Source organism: Bartonella sp. EBT8 (assembly GCF_055796165.1).
The window spans coordinates 31,374-57,238 of sequence record NZ_JBTTDJ010000005.1; the positions used below are offsets into that span (position 1 = coordinate 31,374).

Genomic DNA, 25,865 nt, shown 5'->3' on the forward strand with positions numbered 1-25,865 from the left:
ATTCAATGCGTTAAAGCTCCAACTGTTTCCAGCTTCAAAGAGATTGCAGATGATTTTTTTAGATCTTTGTTAATCAGACGTATAATATTTAATGTTTCAGGGGAAAGCGTATAGGGTATTTTTGGTGAAAACTCAGAATCATTGTGTGAAGAGGGCGGTGATGGTTGATAAGGGAGCAGAGAGTCTTTGACACCATAGAGTTGTTTGAGCATGATATTTTGATGTGCAGAAAGCATGATGCTATGCCATATCATAGCAGGAACACCACCACCAAAAGCACGATTCATTGGTGAAAAATTATCATTGCCCATCCATACAGCTCCCGTATAATTACCAGTAAAACCAACAAACCATGCATCGCGATAGGATTGTGATGTTCCAGTTTTTCCAGCAACAAGAGTCATGGGGAGGGCAGCGCGTTTACCAGATCCTCGCGTTGTAACACCAACCATCATTTGGTTCATATAAGCTGCTGATTGTTCACTGAGGACTCGATGAAGTTTATGACCGTTATGTTCAAAATCCCACACGATCTGTCCATCTGTTGTTCTGATTTGTGTGAAACCATGGAGATTTCCAGCTAGACCTCCATTTGCAAAGACATTAAAACCAGTTGCCTGATCCATAGGTGTCATATTGGATGTGCCTAGAACCATAGTTTTGTGTGATAAGATATGTGCGTTGATTCCCATATTTTTGATCAGATCTATGATCGGTTGGGTATCGCGGTTAAGATATTGATAGGTAAGATAGACAGGCACGGTATTGATGGAAAAAGCTAAAGCTGTTGCTAAATCAATTTTGCCAAGATAATGTCCAGAGTTATTTTTGGGTGACCATCCTCCCCAATTGATAGGAGCATCTAAGACGATTGTTGAGGGTGACAGACCATGTTCCATTGCAGCTGCGTAAACATAAGGTTTGAATGAAGAACCAGGTTGCCGTCCACCTTGTGTTGCTCTGTTAAATTGGCTTTTACTGTAATCCAATCCTCCAACAATTGCACAGACAGCTCCGTTATTGTCAAGGATAACTGTTGCAGCTTGTGTTACGCGGTATTGTTGACCATATTGTTGTAAATGATATGTGATTGCTTCTTCTGCTGCTCTTTGAATGTTCGGATCGAGAGTCGTTTGAATGATCAGATTACGGCTTGGAAGTTGGCTACTCATTTTTTTGACTTCGTCGAATGCCCAATCAAGAAAATAATCAGGTTCAGTATTTTTTATTTTTGTAAGTGCTTTTGCCGGATGACGATGAGCGTTGATAATTTGGCTTTCAGTCATAAAACCGCTATTAACAAGATTAGCAAGGACTACATTAGCACGTGTTTGGGCAGCAAAGAGGTGGCTATGAGGAGCATATTTGCTTGGAGCTTTGAAGAGTCCTGCTAACATAGCCGATTCACTAAGGGAAAGATTGCTTATCTCTTTGCCAAAATAAAATTTTGCCGCTGCCGCAATACCAAAACTATTTCCGCCCATATAGGCACGGTCAAGATAAAGTTGCAAAATCTGTTTTTTGCTAAAATTTGCTTCTAACCAAAGGGCAAGATAAGCTTCTTTGATTTTGCGTGTTATAGTTCTTTCATTTGTTAAAAATAAATTTTTAGCTAGTTGTTGTGTAAGGGTTGAACCACCTTGAACTACATTCTTAGCTTGCATATTTTCTGTGATTGCTCGTGTAAGACCTTGTAAATCAATACCCCAGTGATTAAAAAAACGTCTGTCTTCGGTTGCGAGAACAGCTTTAATAACATAATCGGGCATTTCTTCAACAGGGACAGATATAGCTGGTAATGCCCCACGATACCCGATGGGATTTTCATACCGGTCTAAAAAAAGAATGGAAAATTTTTTAAGAGAATACCAATCTTTTTTTGTTAATTCAAAAACTGAAATACCTACAAGAGTAAAAAGAGTAAAACCAATCAATCCTAATGTCAGTGTCTCATCAAGGATTTCTACTATAAAGCGTTTCCATCCTCGGACGTGAAAATATTGTGAGATGATTTTTGCTTTGTTCCAAAAGAAATTGTTAGTAGAACGGATGCGATAAAGCGCTGTGTCGAACAATGCATCTAATTCAATGAGTCGAGGACTGTGGAATAGTTTATTATGTTTTGCTTTCTTTTTTTTAAAAAAATCAAACATGTAAAGAGAGCCTATAACAAAATGACACAACCAAATAAATCTGTAATGATTATATGGAGTAAAAGTATTTTTTTGCTATAGTACTAATAGAGAAAGAGTTTATTATAAGATTACGAGAGGTGATTTATCGTAGGTAATATATTCAGTTTGTTCATTTTTACCTCTTTTTTATTTCAATTATTGTGTAATTTTTACAGAAGAGTTTATTTTAAAATTATTAACTTTGGCGATGTAATCTCTTTATTATTTCATTACAGAGAAGGAGGCTTCTCCTTCATGCATAATTTTTATAAATAAAAAAGATCATTCATTTTATATTCAGAGAGAATAGATTATAAGACATCTATGAGAGGAAAAATTTTTTTATTTGTAATAATAGCTATCTTTTTAGGTGCAAATTCTGTTCAGGCTTCTAGTTGTGTTGAAGTGGGTAAGAAAATTGCTAACCAAGAGAATGGGGTTTTGGTACGCTCAACACCTGTTGTTAAGGATGGAAGAAATACGTGTGTGATTGTGGTTATTGTGCCTGCTCGTGAAGGTGAAAAGTTACGCCGTATTGAGATCTCTGTCCCCATTGATTAAAACTTAGCAGGTTTTGTAATGCGTATTTTAATTGTCGAAGATGACCGGAATCTCAATCATCAATTAGCGGAAGCCGTGAGAAGTGCAGGATATGTTTCGGATAGTGCTTTCGATGGTGAAGAGGCTTATTATTTAGGAAGCACTGAGTCTTATGATGCTGTAATTCTCGATATCGGTTTGCCATATATGGATGGAATTCGTGTTATTGAAAAGTGGCGTCAAGAAGGATATTCCATGCCTGTTTTAATGCTAACGGCGCGAGATCGTTGGTCTGATAAGGTGTGTGGCATTGATGCAGGTGCTGATGATTATGTTGTTAAGCCATTTCACTTGGAGGAAGTGATGGCAAGGTTGCGGGCGTTAATTCGTCGAGCTACTGGCCATGCGGCAAGCACATTATGCTGTGGTCGTGTTTTATTGGATACTAAAACTTCTCGTGTTTTTGTTGATGGTCAGTTGATAAAATTAACATCCTATGAATTTAGACTTCTTTCATATCTTATGCATCATTGTGATAGGATTGTTTCAAGAACCGAACTTACCGAACACCTTTATGATCAGGATTTTGATAAGGATTCAAATACGGTAGAAGTTTTTGTCGGTCGGTTACGTAAAAAGCTTGGAGTCGATTTGATTGAGACTATTCGAGGGATGGGTTATCGCGTGAGAACGCTAGGTGATTAATGAATGTTGTAAAAAAGCATAACTGGTTTAGGAGGCTGTTTTTTTTCGTTAGTAGATCTCTGAGTTTACGCGTTATGATATTATCAACATTATGGGTTATTATTTCGCTTTCATCGATTTCTGCAGTGAGTATTTTGTTTTATAGGCGCTCAAGTGAACAAAGTCTGGAGCGCATTCTTTCTGCTCATCTTTACAGTCTTATTGCGACAGTTACAGTTTCACTAGAAGGAAATTTGAGAGGAAGTGCGGGAATTGATGATATTCGTTATTCAGATCCAACAACAGGATGGTATTGGGAAGTTATTGCTATCTCACATAATCTAAAGGGAAGACTGACATCCCCATCATTAGGAACAGAGAAAATATTTTCTTCGAGCGATGTTGATGTGCCTTTTAACAACAAATTTTTTCGCTCTTATCGAATAAAGGGAAAAAATGGTCAAAATTTACAGGTCATTGAGAGTGATGTTGTTCTTGATAATCAAAATCATGTTGCACGTTTTCGCCTTGTGGGGAATATCGATGAGGCACATGCACAAGTGCAGGAATTTAAGCGAACGTTACAAATTTTTCTCTGGAGTTTTGGGATAGGAAGTGTTTTTATCAACATTGCTATTATTTTCTTTAGTTTTCAACCGTTAAAGCTTATTCGACGTGCGTTGAATGATATTCGTGAAGGTAAGGTTCATTATATAAATACAGATTTAGTAAGCGAAGTTATGCCGCTAGCACAAGAGATGAATGCTCTCATCAATAATAATCAGCGTATTATTGAACGGTTTCGTACACAGGTTGGTAATCTTGCACATTCATTGAAGACACCTCTATCAGTGATTGTGAATGAGATTGATAAGATGTATGGAGAACAGGCTCTTTTATTAAGAGAGCAAACAAAAATAATGCAGAATCAGATAAATCATTATCTTCAGCGTGCACGGATCGCGGCACAATGCGATAGTATTATTTATCACACATCTGTTCGCGGAGTGATTAACCGCTTGGTACGGGTCATGAAAAAGCTTAACCCTGAAAAACAATTCCAATTTGTTATGGATAGCGATGATATTATTTTTTCGGGTGAAAGGGAAGATTTAGAAGAAATTGTAGGAAACTTGATTGAGAATGCTGCTCAGTGGTCTTTTACAAAAGTTTTAATCTCCTGTCGTTTAGAAGAGAATATTGAAGAAACAGAATATTTTAGTATTCTCGTAGAAGATGATGGTTCTGGTTTAACAGAAGATAAAATTGATGAAGCTTTAAAAAGGGGACGTCGGTTTGATGAAACTAAGCTGGGAACGGGTTTAGGGTTAGCCATTGTTTCAGATATGGTCAATGAATATGGTGGAAGTCTTGTGTTATCGCGTTCTCATTTGGGGGGACTGTATGCAAAAGTTTTATTACCAAGATTGGAATAAAATTTATAACAAAATAAATATATTAAGCAAAGATAGAGGGAATTTATGATTATTGATTCTACTACATTTTGTTGCCTCTACCTTATTTTATAATTTCAAGAGTAATTTTTTACGATTTGTGCTTTTCTATATATAGAGAGATGGCATATTATCATCTCTCTATATATAGAAATTCTTTGAGTTGTGAGATTGTTGCGCCTGAGTTAGCTAGCGCGCGTTACTGCTAATTTTCTTAAGCCGTGCGCTGATTTTTTAATTTCAGTTACGTTACAAGCCTCACGAAAAAGGTTGCCAAAACTTTATCGTTGGCAAAAGGCGGGGAACATTTCTCATTCAGGTAAAATTGTTGTGTTTCATCGTTTTTCAGAAAAAATGAGGAATTTTGTGGTGAATCAACCAATTGAGCTTGAAGAATGCATGATATGAAAAATAAAAAGAGGCTTTTGTGCTGGTAAGCCTAATCCATTCTGCGGGTTGATTAGAAGATGAAATAGTACGCAAAATTATGAGCTTTGCAAAAGAATTATCGGTAAGGGCTACCTTATAATAGGAGAAGCAAAAACACCAGTTTCCCTCGTTACTCATTCGCCCGAAAATGATCTATCACTACGATAAATGTCTGCGTTGAAGTTTATATCATATCCCTATCGAAAATATTTGACATGCTCTGCAATATGTATATCAATCATAATACGGCTTTTTAGAATCGGAGAGGGGGGAGAGATGCGCAAAGAACTTGTTTTTCGGTTTTATGGACTTGTTGTTTTGCTGTATCTTTCTGATATGGTGCTCTTTTTAAGTAATCTTTGGAATGCTTATCGTATAACATCCTCATCGGTTTTCTTGGGTGTGACCATGGCGTTAGGAAGCATTACACCCTATCTTTTAAAAAAAAGTGGCCGTGTGCATATTAAATCCTCGCTGCAGTTGGTAGATTTATACAAAAGACGGATCATCATTTATAGCCTTCTTTTATTGATTGCTCTTTTCCATTACATTGACTCTTTCCTTGGTTTTATGACTGTATCTATCTCTATTGGTTATCTCTCTTTGGTCACCTTAAGTACGCTTGAAACTTATAATACTAAACTAGCGCTTAGTGGTTATATTAGCGCCCAAAAGGCTTCTCGCATCATGCAAACAGTGGTGCAGATTGGTGCCTTTTCGGGAGCAGCCCTTAGTGGTTATCTCTTAGAAATAACTAGCTCACAAGGGGCAGCAGCTGTAGTTGGTTATAATGGTTTGATTGCAGCAATTTGTGTGTTTGATATCATCATAAGCCTTGTGGCTGGATATGTTATCTTTCGTGATGAATATAATGCTACGGACGACATGACGTTTGCAGCCGAGAAGCTGCCAACACTTACATTGCAAGCAAATAAGCTTTCCTTTGAACTTAAACTTTTATGCGTTTGTATAGGCTTTATTGGCTTTCATATTTGCGCCTATAATACATTGGCGACTATCCTTTTTCAGAGTGTAAAAAATTTTAGCTCTGAATATTATGGGCTTTGCAGTGCGGTTGCTGGTGTGGGTGCTTTTTTAGCTGCTTTTATCAAAATCCCTCGCTTTGAATTTATTCTCCCAGCCCTTATGTTGAGTACTTCTGATCTCATTTTTAGCATCACCCAATCACCCTATTTGGCTGTGGTCTTTTGCTTTTTTATTGGTTTTTCAGTGAACACCATGCGCATTAACGCTCGCAAGCATACGATCGAATCAACGAGAACAGAAGCTCAAGCAGAGCTTGTGGGGAATTATAGTGGCATGCTTTATACTATCTCCCAATCGGTGGGTTATATTATCTTTGGTTTTCTTACAAGCTCCACCTTTATGGGACCGCGGGCAGCTATGTATCTTCTCCCCTTTACAGGGTTAATAATCTTTATTTATGTCCTTTTCTTCTTATCGCGGCGTGTTACAGCATGAACAAATCCATTCTTATTGTCGATCCTTTCTCCACGAGCGCCCTCTATGGTCCTGCTTTGCAAAAATTGGGTTATGCCTGTTACGGCGTTTTATCCCAACCAGTCCCTCCTTCTTCGCATTTTACGCTTTCTTATCGGGGTGAAGGCATGGCAGAAGCGAAACTTCATAGTGTAGATGAGATAAAGCAACGCTTTCCAATCGGCACGATAGAGGCTGTAGTGGCAGGGGCTGAAGGAGGTATTTATTGTGCAGAGCAATTGGCAGCATATTATGGTTGTCTTGGTAACAACTCCTTGACGACAGATTGGCGAAGGAAAAAGGCGATGATGCAAAGGCGTCTTTGTGAAAAAGGTTTATCTTATATTCGCTCGAAAATTCTTACAAAAAACGATTATGCTCTCGATGGTTTTGAAAGTCTCAGCGGTTATGTAGTGAAGCCGAATGATTCTTCTGGTAGCGATGGTGTTTTGTTTTTCTCCAGTCGTGAGGAAGTGGTGGCGTGGGCTTCTGAAATCGATTGGATGCAGAAAAATATTTTTGGCCTACCTAATGAAGTTTATTTGCTTCAAGAGAGGTTGGTGGGAGAGGAATACATAGTAGACGCTGTTGTAAATGGGGACGCTATAAAGATATGTGCTTTATCACGATATAAAAAGGGTATGCATAATGGAAGTGCCTTCGTTTATGAATCGCTTGATGTGCTTGATGCGCAAGATCCTCTTTATACTGCTCTTATTTCTTATGCAAAACAATGTATTTATGCGGTGGGGATTGAATATGGACCCGCACATATGGAAATTATGCAAACTGCCCGTGGCCCGGTGATGATTGAAGTGGGAGCGCGCCTCCACGGAGGGATTGCACCTGCTTTGTTTGCACATTGCTATGACAATGATTTACTTGAAAGCTCTGTTAACCTTATTACGGGAGTGTTTTCTGAAGAACCAAGCCGCTTTAAGAAAAAGGGGCGTATACTCTTTCTTATCAATAAGGAGGATGGTCGCATCATAAAAGATATTAGCCTATGGCAGCAAAAGCTTCATTCTTGGCAAAATGTAGTTCATTTTGCACTTTTTTTTAAAGATAATGAACCGCTGCCTCTGACAACCGATTTAAACACCTGCCCCGCTATTATAGCAATTGGGGGGCGGAGTGATAATGAATTATCGGCCTTAGAACGGACAATTCGTAGCAATTTCCTATAAAATACAACCTTTGGAGAATAAAAAATGGATTCAGCAACGCAAATAATTGAAAATATAGACAAATATGAAAAATGGAAGCAGGTGGTTTTTAAAGAGTTTGATGCAATAATGAATAACAAAGACAGGCCTTTTCCCTGCTTATTCGGGGTGAAGGGATACCAAAAAGATATGCTTAGATTTGGGTTCTATAAAAAGTTGACCGCAAAAAATATTAGGGAAGATTTTATTAATTATTGTGATAACTATAAGAGCTTTGGAAAGAACACATCTTTTGTTGCATTTGAAGAGCCCACCTCCATACAAAGTATCGAAGTTTATAGAGAGAAATTTTGGTCTATACTGAGAGATTTGCGAGCATTAGACGATAAAGAATGGCCTAAACATATCCCCCAAAATATGGATAATCCTTTATGGGAGTTTTGCTTTCATGGTGAACCTATGTTCATAGTTTGCAATACTCCATCCCATATAAACAGACTAAGTAGAAGAAGTTGCACGTTTATGTTAACTTTCCAACCTAGGTGGGTTTTTTCTGATTTGCTGGATACAGAACAAAAAACAAAAAATGCCTTTTCCACTGTAAGAAAAAGACTTGAACCTTTTGATATTGTCTCAAAATCCCCTCTTTTAGGAAAATATGGTGATCCAAAGAACAAAGAGTGGATGCAGTATTTCCTACAAGATAATAATATTGAATCCTCACCCTGTCCATATCATATAATGGAGTGCAATAATGACTAAATTCTGTAAAATTAAATTAAATAAAAACATATATGATATATTAAAAATGCTGCTGCCAGAGCAAGGATCTATAGAACTACAAAGAGATTTTCCAAAAAAAATACATGATTGGCATATTCACGAAGTTGATGAAACTCTCTTAATTATAGAAGGAGAGCTAGATTTTTTCTATAATGAAAAACGTATAACTTGTACACCAGGAAATGTTATACATCTCCCTGCTAATACAAGGCACAAATCAGTTGCAGCAGATGCAGGATGCATATACGCGATTGCTACGGAAAATATTGCTATTGAAAATGAGTAACCGAGTGTTCTTTATATGATGATGTTTTGATAATATCTTCAGATTTTAAGCTTCTTTATTTTGAAGACAATCATCTCTTTATACGTTATCAATGTAATTCTAAAAACAAGATGTAATTTTAAACTTATGCGATTTTGTTATAGACAATTTAAAACGATTGCATTTTTAACAATGTGATTTGTTATGATAAAACATATTGTAAAACTTATGAACTGTTATGCATGATAGCTGCTTTGCATTTCAGTTGGGTTTTCACATGCGTTATAATATTTGCATCATGACTTGTTTTTTTATGCTTTGTTTATAGAAATGATCTATTGAATATGCATAAAAGTGTGGATTCTTAAAAAATTTAATAAAAGGAAAGTATATAACTTATTAACTTTATTGTGTTTTCACAAAATGATTCATGATGTGCTACGCAGCAGAAATTATTTTACCTGAATACAAAGCAATTTGAAGCTATCTAAGATAGCAAAATAATGATGATCACGGGTAATCATTATCGTATTATGATAGAAGTTACCAGTGATCTTTTGATATGTCTTATGATGTTATAAATGGTGAGGTTCCTTTTTAGATAAAGGGCAGTGTTGTGAAAAAATAAAAAAGAGAGGATGCCCTAAAACATTAGGGCAATGTAAGAGAAGAAAATGGACGCACCTTACGTGCAAAATCACCACATGAATCTGTTGATCAATTGGTAATAGGAATGAGTGCTAAACGCTTTTATTTGATGCTATAAAAGAAAAAAACACTGACCAGTATCTATATTGGGTATTTTTGTTTGCGAGGCGTGCTTACTCAAGAGGAATATGACACTGCGCAACATATCTACAGATAAAAAACAATTATCTCTGTATAACTTGATTTGTGTTGATGAATAAGATCAAAAGGAAATAATTTAATTGCGCAATTTAGGAGTCAAATAATGGTAGCAGCTTTCATTTTTCCAGGGCAGGGAAGCCAACTTGTTGGTATGGGGAAAGCGCTTGCGGAGCAATTTGTTGCAGCGCGGATGGTTTTTGAAGAAGTTGATGATGCTTTAGGTGAAAAATTGTCAGATATTATTTTTGAGGGGCCTGCCGATGTTTTGACCTTAACAGCAAATGCGCAGCCAGCATTAATGTGCGTATCCATAGCTATTCTTCGTGTGATGGAACAATTAGGACTTGATATAGAAGCAAAGGTAAAATTTGTTGCAGGTCATTCTTTGGGAGAATATTCGGCTCTTTGTGCCGCTCGTACATTTAATCTTACTGATACAGCAAGGCTTTTGCGTATTCGTGGAAATGCTATGCAGGCTGCTGTTGCTGTTGGTGAAGGCTCTATGGCAGCACTTATTGGTTTGGATGAGCAAGATGTGGAAGAAATTTGTGAGACTGTTTCTGAAGAAGGAGTGTGCCAGATTGCGAATGATAATGGAGGAGGACAAATTGTTATTTCAGGTGCGACAAAGGCGGTTGAGTCAGCGGTAAAGATTGCGTCAGAAAAAGGTGCTAAACGTGCACTGCTTCTTTCTGTTTCTGCGCCCTTCCATTCAATCTTAATGCAACCTGCTGCGGATACCATGAAGAAAGCACTTTTAACTGTTAAGAGAATTGCTCCTCTTGTTCCTCTTATTGCTAATGTTTCTGTTGCACCAGAGAGTGATCCAGAGCGTATTGTCACGCTTCTTGTTCAACAAGTGACAGGGAGAGTACGGTGGCGCCAAACAATAGAGTGGATGAGTGCTCATGGGGTTGATACGCTTTTTGAAGTTGGTTCTGGAAAAGTGTTAACAGGTTTAGCGCGTCGTATTAATAAAGATATAAAGGCATTAACAATCGGAACTGCTGAGGAAATAGAAGCAGCATTACAAATACTTAGCGTTTAATCTATGAAGGAGTCTGAAAATGTTTAAATTAACAGGTCGGAAAGCTCTTGTAACCGGAGCATCGGGAGGAATTGGTGAGGCTATAGCGCGTTGTTTTCATGCGCAAGGAGCAATCATTGGGCTCCATGGAACGCGTGAAGACAAGCTTAGAGAAGTGGCTTCAGATCTAGGAAAAGATGTTTTTATTTTTCCCGCTAATCTTTCTGATCGTCCATCTATTAAGCAATTAGCTGAAACAGCGGAAAGAGAAATGGGTGGTGTTGATATCCTTGTTAACAATGCAGGAATCACCCGAGATGGTCTTTTTATCCGTATGCAAGATCAAGACTGGGATGATGTCTTAGCGGTTAATTTAACAGCTGCTTCTATTTTAACACGTGAATTGACACATTCTATGATGCGTCGTCGTTACGGAAGGATTATTAACATAACATCTATTGTTGGTGTCGTTGGAAATCCTGGACAAACAAACTATTGTGCTGCGAAAGCTGGTTTGATAGGCTTTTCTAAATCATTGGCGCAGGAAATTGCTTCACGCAACATCACAGTTAATTGTATTGCTCCAGGGTTTATTAAGTCTGCAATGACCGATAAACTTAATGAGAAGCAAAAAGAAACTATTATGGCTGCCATTCCAATGAAGCGTATGGGGAGCGGAGAGGAAATAGCTTACGCTGCTGCTTATTTAGCGAGTGATGAAGCAGCCTACGTCACGGGTCAAACACTACACATCAACGGTGGGATGGCGATGATCTAAGTATTTTCTTTATTCCACATTGATTTATAAAGTGTATTATTTTAGATAGTATGAATGAAATGGGAAAATAAATCTGTTTTCTTAATATTGTAATTTAATCAATTGATGTCGGAATGTCAGATTGGTTCATTTTCTAAAGGATATCCACAGGAAGTTTTAAGTCATTACTAAAATCTTTAGAGGCAATGCATCTATTGCTTGATTAGATAAGCCGATATAGCTAACCAAATTATAGGAAATAAATAAATTCGAGGATTTCAATATGAGTGATACAGTAGAGCGTGTTAAGAAAATTATCGTGGAGCACCTTGGAGTTAATGCAGATAAGGTGGTGGAAAATGCGAGCTTTATCGATGATTTAGGAGCAGATAGCCTTGATACAGTTGAGCTTGTTATGGCTTTTGAAGAAGAATTTGGTGTAGAAATACCCGATGAGGCTGCTGAAACGATTTTTACAGTGGGTGATGCGGTAAAGTTTATCGATAAAGCTTCTGCGTAATTACTGAAAGGCAAAAGCATTTTACGCTTTTGCCGATATTCTTTGGGGCACTTTCGAAAAGTGAGCTTTGAGAAGTGAGTCTCAATTCAAGGTTTTAAGTCATGAGACGTGTTGTTGTTACTGGTTTAGGATTGGTATCTCCGTTAGCTGGTGATGTCGAGTATAGTTGGAAACGACTCCTTGAAGGGAAAAGTGGCGTTCGTCGCATTACGGAATTTGATGTATCTGATTTACCGTGCCAGATTGCTGCTCGTATCCCTTTGGGTGATGGAACAGATGGTACGTATAATGCTGATTTGCATATGCCTCCCAATGAACAGCGTAAGGTTGATTCATTTATTGTTTATGCAATTGCTGCTGCTGACCAAGCACTTTCAGATGCTGAGTGGTTTCCAAAGAGTGATGAGGATCAGATTTGTACAGGTGTATTAATTGGTTCGGGCATTGGCGGCATTGAAGGCATTGTCGAGGCTGGTTATACGCTTCGTGATAAAGGTCCACGACGTGTTTCCCCTTTTTTTATTCCAGGACGTTTGATTAATCTTGCTTCTGGCTATGTCTCTATTAAATATAGTTTGCGTGGTCCAAATCATTCGGTTGTGACAGCGTGTTCGACAGGTGCACATGCAATTGGTGATGCAGCACGTTTGATTGCTTTTGGTGATGCAGATGTCATGGTAGCAGGTGGTACTGAATCTCCGATAAATCGAATATCTCTTGCTGGTTTTTCTGCTTGTAGAGCTCTTTCTACTTGTCGTAATGATGATCCTGAGCGAGCATCACGTCCTTATGATGCTGATCGTGATGGTTTTGTGATGGGTGAGGGGGCTGCGATTGTCGTTTTAGAAGAGCTTGAACATGCAAAAAAACGCGGTGCCCGTATTTATGCTGAGATTATTGGCTATGGTTTATCTGGTGATGCTTATCACATTACTGCGCCTGCAGAGAGTGGTGAAGGTGCGCAGCGGAGTATGATGGCTGCTCTTAAGCGTGCACAGGTGGATGTAAGCGAACTTGATTATATTAATGCTCACGGGACCTCAACAATGGCCGATACTATAGAGCTGGCAGCTGTTGAGCGTGTTTTGGGGCATTATGCATCACAAGTCTCCATGTCATCAACAAAGTCATCCGTGGGACATTTGCTTGGTGCTGCTGGTGCTGCTGAAGCCATTTTTTGTGTTTTAGCTATACGAGATAATATAGCTCCAGCAACACTTAATCTTGACAATCCATCTATGGAAACAAAAATCGATCTTGTCCCGCATAAACCGCGTGAGCGAAAAATTAATACGATTCTTTCCAATTCCTTTGGGTTTGGTGGTACAAATGCATCTTTAGTGATGCGGCGCTTTGGGGAATAATAAACAGTTTTTATTTTTGAGTTTTCTATTTTATATAAAATTGTAAAAAATTGAGTGAGAAATTATCGTTTTAAGATCTAAAAGCTGTTGAGGGTGATAGTTGTGTCCGATGTGAAAAATGAGAGACCGCTGAAGGACGTAAATGACTCCTCTTCAAATTATAGAATAGATAAGAGTGGTATGTTAGTCCATAAAAAACGGAAGAAATCATTTATCGTACGTAATCCATTCGTCATTCTCGGTCATTTTTTTCTGATGATAACTCTGGTTGTTATTTTAGCCATAAGTATTCCTCTTTATATTGGGAAAAGTATTTTTGAGGGAAAGGGAATTACGGAGAGAGAGCAAGTTGTTCTCATCTATCCAAAAACAGGCATTCGTGAAATTGCTTCACTGCTTGAAAAACGTGGTCTCATTCGGTCAGCTGATATTTTTGTTTATGGGGTTGGATACCATCAAAAAACGACACATCTTAAAGCTGGTGAGTATTTGATTCCAGCGCATGCTTCGATGCTGGATATTATGGATATTCTTGTGAAAGGCAAATCTATTGAATATACCTTTACAGTGCCAGAGGGTTTGACCGTTCAACAAGTTTTTGATCGATTAGCTGCTAATGAAATTTTAATTGGGGATCTACCAAAAACTTTACCTCCAGAGGGCAGCTTGATGACGGATACGGTTCGTTTTATTCGTGGAACAACGCGTGAAGAAATTATCAACAGATTGCGCGAAGGACAGACAAAATTAGTTCATACTATATGGGCTACGCGTTCACTTGATTTACCAATTAAGTCCATTGAAGAATTTGTTATATTAGCCTCGATTGTTGAGAAAGAAACGGGTATTGCAGCAGAGAGACCAAAAGTTGCTGCGGTTTTTTATAATCGTCTTGCAAAACATATGCGCCTTCAGTCTGATCCAACAGTAATTTATGGTCTTTTTGGTGGGAAAGGAATACCATCTGGTCGTGCAATTTATCGTTCAGATCTTGAAAAGGAAACACCATATAATACTTATAAAATCAATGGTTTGCCACCAACGGCTATTGCGAATCCGGGTCGAGATTCTCTAAAAGCAGTGGCAAATCCACCAACCAGTGATGCGCTCTATTTTGTAGCGGATGGTTCGGGAGGGCATGTTTTTTCTAGAACTTTAGAGGAGCATAATGTGAATGTTCGTAAATGGCGTGTATTAAAGGCAACGCATTAAACTTTTTGAGATTGTAGAAACATATTATTGAAAGTTTGCAGAAAAGTAAAAAAGTAGAGCAATATGATGACATTCTTTGAGGATGAATTAGTCCCTAAAAGAAAAGAACAGCGCCGTGGTTTTTTGCTGATTCTCTCTTCACCTTCAGGAGCTGGCAAATCAACTCTTTCTCGGTTACTTTTGAAAGATAGACAATTAGAGCTTTCTGTAAGTATGACAACACGGCAAAGACGGCCTAGTGAAGTGGATGGTCTTCATTATCATTTTATCTCAAAGAAAGAGTTTGAGCGCAAGCGTGATGGTGATGAGTTTATTGAATGGGCAGAAGTTCATGGGAATTATTACGGAACGTTACGTGAAAGCGTTGAAAATGTGTTAAGAACTGGTCGAGATATGTTGTTCGATATTGATTATCAAGGTACCGAACAGCTTCAAAAAAAGATGCCAGAGGATACTGTATCTGTTTTTATTCTTCCACCATCAATGAAAGAGCTTATTTCGCGTTTGAATCGTCGAGCAGAAGACAGTCAAGAGATCATTAATTTACGATTGAAGAATGCACGAACGGAAATACAGCATTGGCGTTCTTACGATTATGTTGTTATTAACGAGGATTTAAATCACTCCTTGTCGCTTATTAAAGCGATTTATTTAGCTGAAACAGCAAAACGTGAAAGGGGACTTTTTCTGGAATCCTTTATTGATGGGCTTATTAATGAATAAGATTCATTAATGTTTTTATTCTTTTGTAAAGAAATTAATAAACAAAAAATGATGCTTTTTTAGATTACCAAATTAGCTAAAGTCACAAATTCAGAAATTGAAAGTGTTTCAGCGCGGCGTGTTCCATCAATTCCCGCTTTTTCTAAAAGTATTTCACCTCCAACTGGTTTAAGATTTTGACGGAGCATTTTTCGTCTTTTTCCAAAAGCAGTTTTTGTAATAAAGCTTAATTTTTCTGCGCAACAGGTAAGAGGTTCTGTTCGCGGAATGATATGAACAACGGAAGAAGTTATTTTGGGTGCTGGGGTGAAGGCTTGAGGAGGCACATCAAACGCAATTTTCGCAATGGTACGCCAGCCAGTTAAGACACTAAGACGCCCATAGTGGGCGGATTGAGGTTTTGCTGTAATGCGTTTGGCAACTTCTCGTTGAAACATTAATGTCATTGATTCATAAAAAGGAGGCCACGGTTCAGCTAACAACCAATTTAATAAGAGTTGTGTTCCAATATTATAGGGAAGATTTGCAATAATGCGTGGTTTTTCTGAATATGTTTCAAAGAGTTTTGAAAAATCTTGCTTCAGCGCATCATTACAAATAACTTTTAGTTTTTGCGGATAGTGTTTTTCTATCTCTAAGAGGGCTGGTATACAGCGCTCATCCCGTTCTATTGCCGTTACAATGGCGCCTTTTGCAAGTAAGGCACGTGTTAAACCTCCAGGACCAGGACCTACTTCAATAACAGGTTTTCCTTCTAAATTTCCTGCTTGATGTGCAATTTTAGATGTGAGATTAAGATCGAAAAGGAAATTTTGTCCCAAGGATTTATGAGCTTGTAATCCGTATATATTAATAACTTCACGCAAGGGAGGGAGATCATCTATTGGCATGGTATCAGATTATTTTTGGCAAGTTGATATGCAAGTTTAAGAGCAGCTATAAAGCTTTCGGGAGAGGCAATCCCTTTATCAGCAATATCAAAAGCCGTTCCGTGATCTGGAGAAGTACGAATAAAAGGAAGTCCTAAAGTGATATTGACAGTAGCGTCAAAGTCCAGAGTTTTAACAGGAATAAGGGCTTGATCATGATACATACAAAGAGCAACATCATATGTTTTTCTTGCACGTTTATGGAACATTGTATCGGCAGGCAGTGGACCTATAATATTGAGTCCTTTCTTTTTAAGATACTCAATAGCAGGCGTGATAATTTCAATCTCTTCTTTTCCCATTGTACCTTCTTCTCCTGCATGAGGATTAAGCCCAGCAACAGCAAGCCGAGGTGAAGGTATTTTAAATCGTTTTCTTAAGTCGTATTCAGTAATCAATGCTGTTTGAATAATTGCCTGACGAGTGAGATACGAGGGAACTTCTTTGAAAGGAATATGAACAGTAATAGGCACTGTTTTTAAATGAGTCCCTGATAACATCATAACTGGATGATAACATTTATTAGAGGTTTTATGAGCTAAATCGGCTAAAAACTCTGTATGACCGGGAAATTCAAATCCGGCATCGTAAAGATTTTTTTTGGCTATAGGACAAGTGATAAGTGCACATGCATAGCCACTTTGGATCAATTGAACGCCACGTTTAATCGCTTCAATTATTCCGGCAGCATTATTCGGTGAAGGTACACCGAGTTGATCGCTTTGTCGATTTTTTAATGGTATTACAGGAAGAGCTTCTTGGAAATTTTTTACAGAATTGTCGATTAAAACAGATTCTACTTCGACATTGATCTGTAAAAAACGAGCACGCGCACGAATAATATCTGGATCAGCAAGAAGAACAAAAGGTGGAATTTGACGCGTAACGCGTAAATGCCATGCTTTTAATACTATTTCAGGTCCAATACCAGCAGGATCTCCACTGCTAACAACAAGCACAGCCATTATGAGTTTTGAATACGTGCCGTACGCCGCAACTCTTCTAAATATTTTTCACTCAATTGCTCAAGTTTTTGCGGGCTTTTTTTCTTATTATCTTGAATGGAAAATATCAGCCGAGCCACGTAATCATCAGAAACTCTTTTTATTTTGCAGACAGCAACCGCTTCAATTCCATCAGATGTTTCCTGAAATTTTGTCATTTTTCCAACAGGCGTTGCAAGGATGGCCTGTTCCCATGCACTGGGAAGCTGGGGTTCAAGAAATTTTCCCAAGTGGCGGATTGTAACATCCAAAATACCTTTTGCTTGATTTTGGGCATTAGCACATCCTCGGAAATGTGCACGGAAATTGTTTGCTTCTCTTTGACGTCTTTCAAAGATTTCTGAACGGCGGTGTGCAGGAATGACAAAAACGATACGCTGGAGTGTATATTCATTGGTTGAAGGTTTTACACCACCATTTTTTAATATCCTACGGACAGCTTCTTGTTCTGTAATCAACCCTGTTTCAGCTTGATAGCGTGCATTAACAAGACGACCCCAGCCTATTTGCCCACGAATGTAATCCTTAAAGTGTTGCACTGTGATATCATTTTGAATCAGAATATGATTGAGTTGATCAAGGGTCATATTATTCTGTGTTGCAAAATTTTCAAAAGCAGTGTCAACCTCATTATCGCTCACTTCAATATTACGGCGCTTTATTTCGATATTTCTGAGAACTTCATTAATAAGCTCAGTTTTAGCTTGTGCAGTAAGATTGCCTTGTTTTTGTTGTAATTTGAGAAAAGCAGCGCGCCGTTGTATATCATAATTTGTGATAGGATTACCATTGACTGTAGCAACGATGACAGTCTGTGCGAAGACCGGTGAAATTAAAAATCCACTTATCAGCATATTGCTCGCGCTCAAAGGTGCAATACAAAGTAAAGCAAAAATACGCTTTTTTAAGTTGTTCATGTAAATAGGCCTTCGCATTGTTTATTAATTCTCATCAATTACTTAAAATATACGTTTTTTCTCATAAAGACAATAATAAGTTAAATTGCTTATACATTCTCTTTATAAATTTGAGTTTATCTTTTTTCCAATATCTGCAATTGTACGCAATGAGAGAGAGAAATTAAAATTTTGCAAGGGTGTTTTTTCCCCTGGATTATTTACCTGCTGATAACCGAATGTTAGCCCGAAACATTCATCTGTGTAGTTTAAGCTGATTCCCCGCTTTACGAATGTACCGGATACCAAGTCATAACCGGCATTGCTATTAATAGACCAATAGTTAGCTAGTTTAAGACCAGTTTGAAAAGAAATTTCTTGTCGCTCTTGTGTGTATTCATAATCTGGTTGGCTAGCAATATAGACATACTGTATAGCCGCTCCGAAATTTTGCCATTTCTGTGAAGCTTCAATTTCACTACGGCGAATTTTTCTTGTTTTTTTATCAAAACGTCCTCGTGCTTCCAATGAAAAACCACTCTTATGATTTGCACCAAACATTGCAACATAGTCTGAACGTGTAGCTTCGAGACTAGAATGAATGCCTACATTAACAAAATCTTTTTCTGCAAAAGAATTTTTCCCCGCTAGATGAAAGGATTGTCCAATAAGACCATAAAGAGACCAACTATTATTAAAACTTCCAGCATATCTGAAACCTACGTTGGCTCTTGTACCACCTTCTACACGGTCATAATCAGAGAACTTATTGCGTTGAAAGAGGGTGGTTGCGTCAAAGATAAAACTTTGTGCATCTTCATTGGGAACTTGTCCGATATATCGCTCATTATTGCGTACGAAAATTTGTGCGGTTGGTTCTATAATATGCTTGGAATTTCCCAATGTAATGAGCAAGGGATACTGTAATTCTAGACCAGCCGTTGCCATGCCACGAAATGCTGCGTTACGAAGAGTTGGTGAGGAGCCATTCCCTATAGAAATAGGATTGTTTTCATGTGCTTTTGTTGTAATGATATCAGCACGTAAAGAGAGAAGAGGGGATAATATAAGTCCATTATGTGTGTTGAAGCGCCTTTTCCATTCCAGCTCGTTTGTTAAACGAAAACTATTTCCAGCCATACCAGAAAGTCTAGTGGTATTAGAAGGTTTTCCGTTCCAGTCAGAAGAATTGAAGTCAGCATGACGACGGTAAATTGATTGCATATTGCTATGGAAGGTAAGCTTTCCATTATAAATTGATTCATTTGGTGTAAAAGAATAATCAATGTGGGGGAGGACCCATGCTTGCCGAGAATGGCGTTCATAAGTGGAATCATTTAAGTTCAAATCTTGAATTTCAAAATGGTAAAAACGCATATCAAAGTAATTTTTTCCTGCAAGACCATTCAAATAAAGCTGAGAAAGTTGTGTAGGATTGTTATAGTTTTCAAGTTTATAGGCACGACTGAAATGTCGATCAGATTGTGCGAGAATATTCCATCCATAAGTCCAATGGGAATTAAGCCGAAAATCACCTTTCGTTGCTAGCATATAACGGTTTCTATGTTGTGCATCAATCGTATCCTTGTCAAAGCTTTTCGGTTTCATTTGATAGATATAAGCAAAGCGAATATTGTAATTCCCTGTTTTAAACCGTTGACGCCATTCACCTTCAGTTAAAAGCCCTTGTTGGGTATAGACAGTAGAAGAAAGTGTAAAATCATAATGAGGAGCAAGATTCCAAAAATAAGAATTTTTTATTCCCATGCCGAGATAGTCAGAATAAAAAAAATGAGGTGCAAGGAGACCACTAGCACGCTTCACAGTTGGGTCATAGAGCTCAAAAGTTGGAAACTTTAGAATCGGTACACCAAAAACTTCAAAGCGGCTATTTTCAAATCGAATTTTTTTGGTAAGGTTATTCCATATGATCTTTCTTGCTTTAATCTTCCAGAGTACCTCTCTATCTGGTTTATAGGAGCAAGGTTCACAAGCTGTATAGGATGCATTGTTGAAGACTGTTACCTCACTGTTACTTCGTGTCGCACTTGCAGCCGCAAAATGGACATTGTTAGCGGTATCAATGCGTAAGGCGTTTACAAATCCTTCACCAAAATCTTTGGTCATATCAATTCGGTTGGAATAAATTTTGTTACCATCTTTTTGAACGATTTCGACATTTCCTTGTGCTATAATTCGTCCTGTTTTTTGATTGTAGATGACTTTTTGGGCAACAACTTTATTGCCATCATATTCGATTTGAACATTGCCTTGTGCAGAGACAGTATTTTCATCACGGTTGTAAATAAGTTCATCTGCAGAGAGCAAAAGAGGGTTTACTGGATTCGGGACACGATTTTGAGTAATAGAAGGAAGGTGTTTAGCATATACTGAGCAGGATGAAGCTACAGCTAAAATAAAAGCAATAATGCTTTTAAAAGCAAGTGCACTTAATTTTCTTAAAATCACTTTCTTACTTATTAATACTTTCACTTAACCATCCTCTTTATGAAGGAGAAAAGAGATTCCTAAAAACAATGCAATAACAACTGGTGTCCAAGCAGCGACAATTGGTGGAATATATCCAGCATTACCAAAAGCCTGAACGAGTACCGAAATAACATAAAGCATGAATCCCGCTATTACGCCACCAAGAATTAATGTTCCAGATTGTCCAAAACGCGTAAAGTTTAAAGATACAGTTGCTGCAATGAGCGTCATTGTCACAAGCAGAGCAGGCAATGCAATCAAAGATTGTAAATACATGTCAAAATTATTGGCAGAATAGCCAAATGAACGTGCGATCATAATTTTTTTTGGCAATTGGTAAAATGGAATAGTCGCTGGATTCACTAAACGTTCAGTTAAAAACTCAGGTTTTAGATTGGTTTTTATTTGGAATGTATTAAATTTTTTGGGAGGATATCCTATTTTATAGATTGTTCCTTTTGTTAAAATCCAAGTCCCATTTGTTAATGTTGCTTTTTTTGTATTAATCCAATTTTTAATTGTTGCATTATCGTTGTATTCTACAAAGGTTGCATCGATAAGGGAAAGTCCTTGATCAGTAATAGATTTAGCCCCAATGGTTGTTCTCCCTGAAGGTGTACGTTGTGTTAACCATAGGATGCGCGGATCATGAGGAGATTTTAGGATCGTATTACTACGCCATTCAGTCATCATTTTTTCTGCTTGAGAAAATCCCCATGCGGCAAGTGGATTAATAAAAAAAATTGAAAATAATCCGAGAAGAAAAGCTCCAAAACACGCAGGCATAAGAAATTGCCATGCAGAAACACCAATTGAGCGCGTTACAACAAGTTCAAGTTTTCGATTAAGCGAGATCAGCATTACCATTGCAGAAAAGAGTGCAATAAAGGGAATAAGTTGTTGCATGATAAAAGGGATACGTAAAACAGAGATTAAAAAGGCATCTTTTGCCGTATAATGTGAAACGTTGGATAGCCGACCAGAATTTTCTGTAAAATCGATCAAAAGAGCAAGAATCAAAATACCCCAAAAGAAATAACAGGTTATTTTAAAATAACGTATAAAAAAATATCGTCCAAGCGTCCAACCAATCATGACACTTCATCCGAGGGATATTGAGATTTCCGATGTTCAAATTTTTTGACCAATTTTTGAAAGGCTATTTGGATTAACTCATTAAGTCCTGTTGGGATACCAATTTGATGATTTGTTAAGAGCATGAAAAAAACAAGTACACTCACACCTATGGGGGTAATATAAAGGAGAGGAATATATGCGAGATCGCTCTTTGCTTTTTCAGCGAAAAAATATCCTATCCAATATACTAACAAAGAGAAGGCAATAGCAGAAAAGTTTGCAGAGTTACCTGCTTGTCGATATGAGCATGTACTTCCTGCAGCTGCTAAGGCAATTAATGAAAAAACAATTGGATAGAGCCATTCTGTAAGTCTGCGGTGAAACTCAGCTTTATATTGGAGAGGTTTTCGCTGATAGTAGGGATCCTTTGGATCAGGGCTGAGTAAATAAGAAAGCGTGCGATCTTTTGGGTAAAGTGTAGGTGTTTTATTATGAGGGATGAATTCACCTAGGCTAAAGGTATATGAGCTAAATTGAACAATCGAAGTGCTATCATTTTGACGATTTATCCTTTCTATTTCTCCGTTATTAAGAACAAGAAAACTGCCGTTTTTATTGCTCACAATGGATGCATCTGTAGCATAGTAGAAAAGATCAGTCTTAGGATCACGTTGGTCGGCAATGAAAAGGCGACCAAGCGTTCCATTTGGATTACGCTCACCAATTTCTATGTAAAGATTATTAGCGAGTTTTTGGAAGCTGCCTTCACTAATGAAAAGGTTAATAAGATCAAACTGAGCGCTTGCTAGCATTTGTCGCATGTTAAAACGTGCTTGAGGAACAATAAAATTGGCTATAGAAAAGCAAGCACATGAGGCAACAATAGCGAGAAGAAGAATTGGTTTCCAAACAGTACTTTGGGGAAAACCTGAGGCACCAATGATCGCGAGTTCTGAGTCTTTATTCATTGCTGAAAGAGTCATCGTAATTGCAATGACTAATGCGAATGGAATAACAAGAAAAATAACAGAAGGAATCAATGAGAGTGAAAATTGTAAGACTGTTAGGAGTGTTTGTCTGCTTGTTGTAAGAAAGTTTATCCTAGCAAGAATTTGCACTGTCCAACTGATACTGATTGCTGCAATCATGACAGCACTAAAGAGGACTAAAACACGTTTTAGGATGTAGAATTCAATGATACGCATAATTGGATAACATCCTCAGTCCTTAAATAAAGTAGATATTTTACACTGCTTTGAATTAAAAACAATCAAACTTAAAAAAACATTTTTGTATCTATTGCATATTTTTATCAAAAAAATCGTGTAAAATTTTACAGATCTTAATCTTATTTTATCGTATATTTTATTTTCGGTGGTAGTCTATAGCGAGAAGAGAAAAAGAACTCAAATAGACCTTTTTATTAACCGATAAAATGATTAGGGGTCTTTTGTATTTTTCTAGTTTTAATACACATGAAAAAAAGTAAGACAGATAATCAGAAAAAGAGAAATTATTGTATTTTAGTCCATTTTTTTTTGTATTGGAGCTGATCGAAGAATTTTCAAAAAGATATTAATTTTCTTATAAAGAGTGATAAAGGCTAAGAGGGTGGATATTTTATTCTATCATTTGACCCAGTCAACGCTGGAAGATATTTTGCCAACACTTGTCGAGCGTGCGCTATCTCGTTTTGGTACGGTAACAATACAATGTGTGAGTAAAGAGCAATGTGATGCTATAGATATGCGTTTATGGGTTTATGCTGATGAGGCATTTATTGGACATGGAACTGAGAGTGATCAACATCCAAGCTATCAGCCTGTATTTCTTACTACAGGGCAGGAAAATCCGAATAATTCAAAGATACGTTTTCTTATAGAGGGAGCAGTTTGCTCGAATATTGATGTTTATCAGCGACTTGTAGTGCTGTTTGATGGTCGAAACGATGAACAGTTAGATATTGTTCGTGCACAGTGGAAAAAATATAAAATAGAAAATCATAATTTAACTTACTGGCAACAGACTGAAGACCGCTGTTGGGAAAAACAGATTTGATGTGTATAATATCTGTTATTTTATTTTTTCTGATTGGGGGGATGATGAATCCGGTGCCCTTTATTATGACCTTGTCTTTTTGGAGCACTCAAGATGTGCGCTATAATCAAAAAAGTTAAATGGTATGATAATGATCATTGATCGCATTTTAATTGTTTTATGGGCTGTTATGTTGGCTTTTTTTTGCGTTTCATGGTTAGGGACAACGCATATCTTATCAAGAATATTTGCTGTCGCTTATGTTAGCAATATTGCAGATATTTTATTCTTTTTTTTGAGTGCACTGTTTGCTGGGATATTATGGTGGAGATTACCTCGACCAATGCCTTTGAAATTAAAACTGGCGGCACTTTTGCCGCCAGCGCTCGTTTTATTTTTCTTTACACTGTTTTAATTAGATATTTCATCGTCTTTAAATCCAACGAAACAAAGTAATGAAATAAATGAGGCAAGAAATAAATAATAACCAACATAAGTAATACCAAAATGTTGTACCAAGTATTCTGCAATATAAGGAGCGAGAGAACCTCCAACGATGCCGGATAAATTAAAGGTTACAGAAGCTCCCGTATACCGAATTTCTGTTGGGTATGGTGAAGCCAAAACAGCGCCAAGCGGGCTATAGATCATTCCCATGATCGATAAGCCTATGATAGACATTGCAAGAACTCCTGTAATTCCAGAGTTTAAAAAATAAGGAACTGCGAAAGAATAGAGTCCAGTAATTATGGTGATCCATATCATTAAAGTTCTACGTTTAACACGATCAGCAATTCTTCCGGTTAGGACAGTAAAAATTCCACAGAAAACAGCACCGACAGCCTCTACTTTAAGAGCTTGGAAAAGTGTTAATTGTAAATGGTTTGTTGTATAGCTTAACAAATAGGCGCTAACCAAATAAAACAAAACAAATGTTGCCATACCACAAAATGTACCAAGAAATAAGACCCGTGGATACTTTAAAAAGACATCTATTATAGGAGCTTTAACACGCTCTTTACGTTCAAGAGTTTTTTTGAATGCTGGTGTTTCGTTAATTGAAAGACGAACCCACAATCCTATGATCATAAGAACAACTGAGCCAATAAAAGGAATACGCCATCCCCATGCTAAAAGCTCCTCATGATCAAGAAAATGCAACAGACCTAAATAAACAACAACAGATAAGAATAAGCCAAACGGAACACCTAATTGAGGAAACATTGCATACCAGCCACGTTTTTCTGGTGGTGCATTTTCTGTTGCGAGTAGAACAGCTCCTCCCCATTCGCCTCCTAATCCCATACCTTGTCCAATGCGGCATAGGGTCAAGAGGAAAGGTGCCCACCATCCAACTGTTTCGTAAGTAGGAAGAAAACCAATAATAACAGTTGATAAACCCATAGTTAGAAGTGCAGCAATAAGCGTTGCTTTTCTTCCAATTTTATCTCCAAAATGCCCAAAAACAATAGATCCAAAGGGGCGGGAAAAAAAAGCCGCTCCGAAGATTAAGAAAGATTGCAAAATTGCAATTTGATCATTTTGCGTTGGAAAAAATACATGAGGAAATATAAGGGCTGCAGCAGTTGCAAAGACATAAAAATCAAAAAATTCAATTGTTGGACCAATAAGGCTTGCAAACAAAATGTGAAAAGGAGAATTTCTTTTGCTTACATCTTGTATTTCTGAGTTTATAGACATGAATAGAATGTCCCTTTCAGTATATGACAAATCAGATTATGAAACTAATTCCTTATTAATTATAAAAAATTCGAATCAGCTTCAATTGAGTATTATTACGCTTCTAATTTATTAGAACAATGATTATGGCATGATGAGAGTGAATGATTGTACTTGTAGGTATCCAAATTGAATATAATAAAGGCACTTTTTTAAACGCCATAGAAGGTGGAAAAAAATTATAAATAATGTAGCCTGTTCATACCGTATTGCTGCTGTCTTTAAAATACAGGCATTCTTTTAGT

Annotated in this window: 23 protein-coding genes and 1 pseudogene; 15 read left to right on the forward strand and 9 right to left on the reverse strand. The window is 37.5% G+C overall.

Annotated elements, in window-relative coordinates:
• Positions 1–2: 2 nt before the first annotated feature.
• A complete protein-coding gene (locus AC0QT4_RS04870) occupies positions 3–2,153 on the reverse strand; it encodes a transglycosylase domain-containing protein (protein WP_473200597.1) in 2,151 nt (716 codons plus the stop codon).
• 345 nt (positions 2,154–2,498) lie between these two features.
• Between AC0QT4_RS04870 and AC0QT4_RS04875 the strand changes: the two genes are divergently transcribed.
• From AC0QT4_RS04875 to AC0QT4_RS04885, 3 genes are read left to right on the forward strand one after another with little or no spacing between them, the layout of a single operon-like run.
• Positions 2,499–2,735, forward strand: coding sequence for a hypothetical protein (locus AC0QT4_RS04875; protein WP_473200598.1), 237 nt, complete (start codon positions 2,499–2,501; stop codon positions 2,733–2,735).
• Positions 2,736–2,753: 18 nt separating this feature from the next.
• Positions 2,754–3,419 (forward strand): response regulator transcription factor, encoded by a 666-nt coding sequence (locus AC0QT4_RS04880; RefSeq protein ID WP_473200599.1) that lies wholly within the window; start codon positions 2,754–2,756, stop codon positions 3,417–3,419.
• Positions 3,419–4,834 (forward strand): ATP-binding protein, encoded by a 1,416-nt coding sequence (locus tag AC0QT4_RS04885; RefSeq protein ID WP_473200600.1) that lies wholly within the window; start codon positions 3,419–3,421, stop codon positions 4,832–4,834. Before AC0QT4_RS04880 ends, AC0QT4_RS04885 begins: the two co-directional genes overlap by 1 nt.
• A 126-nt stretch (positions 4,835–4,960) precedes the next feature.
• Here the strand turns inward: AC0QT4_RS04885 and AC0QT4_RS04890 are convergent.
• Positions 4,961–5,133: pseudogene (locus AC0QT4_RS04890) on the reverse strand (tyrosine-type recombinase/integrase); the annotation flags it as partial.
• 424 nt (positions 5,134–5,557) lie between these two features.
• On the opposite strand from AC0QT4_RS04890, the gene AC0QT4_RS04895 reads away from it, so the two are divergent.
• The 10 genes from AC0QT4_RS04895 to gmk all read left to right on the forward strand — a co-directional run bounded on the left by AC0QT4_RS04895 (position 5,558) and on the right by gmk (position 15,447).
• A complete protein-coding gene (locus AC0QT4_RS04895) occupies positions 5,558–6,763 on the forward strand; it encodes an MFS transporter (protein ID WP_473200601.1) in 1,206 nt (401 codons plus the stop codon).
• Positions 6,760–7,968: an ATP-grasp domain-containing protein gene (locus AC0QT4_RS04900; protein WP_473200602.1), complete on the forward strand. Its 1,209-nt coding sequence runs from the start codon at positions 6,760–6,762 to the stop codon at positions 7,966–7,968. Before AC0QT4_RS04895 ends, AC0QT4_RS04900 begins: the two co-directional genes overlap by 4 nt.
• Positions 7,969–7,992: 24 nt before the next feature.
• Entirely contained in the window at positions 7,993–8,709 is a 717-nt protein-coding gene (locus AC0QT4_RS04905; protein ID WP_473200603.1) for a YqcI/YcgG family protein, read from the forward strand.
• Positions 8,702–9,016 carry a cupin domain-containing protein gene (locus tag AC0QT4_RS04910; RefSeq protein WP_473200604.1) on the forward strand — a complete coding sequence of 105 codons (315 nt, stop codon included), beginning with the start codon at positions 8,702–8,704 and terminating at the stop codon, positions 9,014–9,016. The genes AC0QT4_RS04905 and AC0QT4_RS04910 overlap by 8 nt, the downstream gene beginning before the upstream one ends.
• 931 nt (positions 9,017–9,947) lie before the next feature.
• A complete protein-coding gene (gene fabD / locus AC0QT4_RS04915; protein WP_473200605.1) occupies positions 9,948–10,892 on the forward strand; it encodes an ACP S-malonyltransferase in 945 nt (314 codons plus the stop codon).
• 19 nt (positions 10,893–10,911) lie between these two features.
• Entirely contained in the window at positions 10,912–11,649 is a 738-nt protein-coding gene (gene fabG, locus AC0QT4_RS04920; RefSeq protein WP_473200606.1) for a 3-oxoacyl-[acyl-carrier-protein] reductase, read from the forward strand.
• Positions 11,650–11,911: 262 nt separating this feature from the next.
• A complete protein-coding gene (locus AC0QT4_RS04925) occupies positions 11,912–12,148 on the forward strand; it encodes an acyl carrier protein (protein WP_004860281.1) in 237 nt (78 codons plus the stop codon).
• A gap of 101 nt (positions 12,149–12,249) precedes the next feature.
• Positions 12,250–13,512, forward strand: coding sequence for a beta-ketoacyl-ACP synthase II (fabF, locus tag AC0QT4_RS04930; RefSeq protein WP_473200607.1), 1,263 nt, complete (start codon positions 12,250–12,252; stop codon positions 13,510–13,512).
• A gap of 102 nt (positions 13,513–13,614) precedes the next feature.
• Positions 13,615–14,724, forward strand: a complete 1,110-nt coding sequence (mltG, locus tag AC0QT4_RS04935) for an endolytic transglycosylase MltG (RefSeq protein WP_473200608.1) — start codon at positions 13,615–13,617, stop codon at positions 14,722–14,724.
• A gap of 66 nt (positions 14,725–14,790) precedes the next feature.
• Positions 14,791–15,447, forward strand: coding sequence for a guanylate kinase (gene gmk, locus AC0QT4_RS04940; protein ID WP_473200666.1), 657 nt, complete (start codon positions 14,791–14,793; stop codon positions 15,445–15,447).
• Between the two features lie 59 nt (positions 15,448–15,506).
• On the opposite strand, the gene rsmA is transcribed toward gmk, so the two are convergent.
• From rsmA to lptF, 6 genes are all read right to left on the reverse strand, one after another.
• The gene (gene rsmA, locus AC0QT4_RS04945) at positions 15,507–16,337 is read right to left on the reverse strand and encodes a 16S rRNA (adenine(1518)-N(6)/adenine(1519)-N(6))-dimethyltransferase RsmA (RefSeq protein ID WP_473200609.1); all 831 of its coding nucleotides are present in this window, start codon (positions 16,335–16,337) and stop codon (positions 15,507–15,509) included.
• A complete protein-coding gene (gene pdxA / locus AC0QT4_RS04950) occupies positions 16,328–17,341 on the reverse strand; it encodes a 4-hydroxythreonine-4-phosphate dehydrogenase PdxA (RefSeq protein ID WP_473200610.1) in 1,014 nt (337 codons plus the stop codon). The genes rsmA and pdxA overlap by 10 nt, the downstream gene beginning before the upstream one ends.
• A complete protein-coding gene (locus tag AC0QT4_RS04955; protein ID WP_473200611.1) occupies positions 17,341–18,297 on the reverse strand; it encodes a SurA N-terminal domain-containing protein in 957 nt (318 codons plus the stop codon). Before AC0QT4_RS04955 ends, pdxA begins: the two co-directional genes overlap by 1 nt.
• A gap of 102 nt (positions 18,298–18,399) precedes the next feature.
• Positions 18,400–20,769 carry an LPS-assembly protein LptD gene (locus tag AC0QT4_RS04960; RefSeq protein WP_473200612.1) on the reverse strand — a complete coding sequence of 790 codons (2,370 nt, stop codon included), beginning with the start codon at positions 20,767–20,769 and terminating at the stop codon, positions 18,400–18,402.
• Positions 20,770–21,861 (reverse strand): LPS export ABC transporter permease LptG, encoded by a 1,092-nt coding sequence (gene lptG, locus AC0QT4_RS04965; RefSeq protein WP_473200613.1) that lies wholly within the window; start codon positions 21,859–21,861, stop codon positions 20,770–20,772.
• Positions 21,858–23,048, reverse strand: coding sequence for an LPS export ABC transporter permease LptF (gene lptF, locus AC0QT4_RS04970; protein WP_473200614.1), 1,191 nt, complete (start codon positions 23,046–23,048; stop codon positions 21,858–21,860). Before lptF ends, lptG begins: the two co-directional genes overlap by 4 nt.
• A 406-nt stretch (positions 23,049–23,454) precedes the next feature.
• Between lptF and AC0QT4_RS04975 the strand changes: the two genes are divergently transcribed.
• Together AC0QT4_RS04975 and AC0QT4_RS04980 are read left to right on the forward strand one after the other, a co-directional pair.
• On the forward strand, positions 23,455–23,901 hold the full coding sequence (locus AC0QT4_RS04975; RefSeq protein WP_473200615.1) for a DNA polymerase III subunit chi: 447 nt from the start codon (positions 23,455–23,457) through the stop codon (positions 23,899–23,901).
• 130 nt (positions 23,902–24,031) lie between these two features.
• On the forward strand, positions 24,032–24,295 hold the full coding sequence (locus AC0QT4_RS04980) for a hypothetical protein (protein ID WP_473200616.1): 264 nt from the start codon (positions 24,032–24,034) through the stop codon (positions 24,293–24,295).
• Here the strand turns inward: AC0QT4_RS04980 and AC0QT4_RS04985 are convergent.
• A complete protein-coding gene (locus AC0QT4_RS04985) occupies positions 24,292–25,581 on the reverse strand; it encodes an MFS transporter (RefSeq protein WP_473200617.1) in 1,290 nt (429 codons plus the stop codon). The genes AC0QT4_RS04980 and AC0QT4_RS04985 overlap by 4 nt on opposite strands.
• Positions 25,582–25,865: the final 284 nt, after the last annotated feature.

What these genes read in the sequence shown, in the direction of transcription:
- AC0QT4_RS04980 (WP_473200616.1), top strand. Translation starts at nt 24,032, where the DNA reads ATGATCATTGATCGCATTTTAATTGTTTTATGGGCTGTTATGTTGGCT.
- gmk (WP_473200666.1), top strand. Translation starts at nt 14,791, where the DNA reads ATGACATTCTTTGAGGATGAATTAGTCCCTAAAAGAAAAGAACAGCGC.
- AC0QT4_RS04895 (WP_473200601.1), top strand. Translation starts at nt 5,558, where the DNA reads ATGCGCAAAGAACTTGTTTTTCGGTTTTATGGACTTGTTGTTTTGCTG.
- AC0QT4_RS04985 (WP_473200617.1), bottom strand. Translation starts at nt 25,581, where the DNA reads ATGTCTATAAACTCAGAAATACAAGATGTAAGCAAAAGAAATTCTCCT.
- AC0QT4_RS04880 (WP_473200599.1), top strand. Translation starts at nt 2,754, where the DNA reads ATGCGTATTTTAATTGTCGAAGATGACCGGAATCTCAATCATCAATTA.
- fabF (WP_473200607.1), top strand. Translation starts at nt 12,250, where the DNA reads ATGAGACGTGTTGTTGTTACTGGTTTAGGATTGGTATCTCCGTTAGCT.
- AC0QT4_RS04925 (WP_004860281.1), top strand. Translation starts at nt 11,912, where the DNA reads ATGAGTGATACAGTAGAGCGTGTTAAGAAAATTATCGTGGAGCACCTT.
- AC0QT4_RS04875 (WP_473200598.1), top strand. Translation starts at nt 2,499, where the DNA reads ATGAGAGGAAAAATTTTTTTATTTGTAATAATAGCTATCTTTTTAGGT.
- rsmA (WP_473200609.1), bottom strand. Translation starts at nt 16,337, where the DNA reads ATGCCAATAGATGATCTCCCTCCCTTGCGTGAAGTTATTAATATATAC.
- fabG (WP_473200606.1), top strand. Translation starts at nt 10,912, where the DNA reads ATGTTTAAATTAACAGGTCGGAAAGCTCTTGTAACCGGAGCATCGGGA.
- lptG (WP_473200613.1), bottom strand. Translation starts at nt 21,861, where the DNA reads ATGATTGGTTGGACGCTTGGACGATATTTTTTTATACGTTATTTTAAA.
- pdxA (WP_473200610.1), bottom strand. Translation starts at nt 17,341, where the DNA reads ATGGCTGTGCTTGTTGTTAGCAGTGGAGATCCTGCTGGTATTGGACCT.
- AC0QT4_RS04955 (WP_473200611.1), bottom strand. Translation starts at nt 18,297, where the DNA reads ATGAACAACTTAAAAAAGCGTATTTTTGCTTTACTTTGTATTGCACCT.
- lptF (WP_473200614.1), bottom strand. Translation starts at nt 23,048, where the DNA reads ATGCGTATCATTGAATTCTACATCCTAAAACGTGTTTTAGTCCTCTTT.
- AC0QT4_RS04905 (WP_473200603.1), top strand. Translation starts at nt 7,993, where the DNA reads ATGGATTCAGCAACGCAAATAATTGAAAATATAGACAAATATGAAAAA.
- AC0QT4_RS04870 (WP_473200597.1), bottom strand. Translation starts at nt 2,153, where the DNA reads ATGTTTGATTTTTTTAAAAAAAAGAAAGCAAAACATAATAAACTATTC.
- AC0QT4_RS04885 (WP_473200600.1), top strand. Translation starts at nt 3,419, where the DNA reads ATGAATGTTGTAAAAAAGCATAACTGGTTTAGGAGGCTGTTTTTTTTC.
- AC0QT4_RS04910 (WP_473200604.1), top strand. Translation starts at nt 8,702, where the DNA reads ATGACTAAATTCTGTAAAATTAAATTAAATAAAAACATATATGATATA.
- fabD (WP_473200605.1), top strand. Translation starts at nt 9,948, where the DNA reads ATGGTAGCAGCTTTCATTTTTCCAGGGCAGGGAAGCCAACTTGTTGGT.
- AC0QT4_RS04900 (WP_473200602.1), top strand. Translation starts at nt 6,760, where the DNA reads ATGAACAAATCCATTCTTATTGTCGATCCTTTCTCCACGAGCGCCCTC.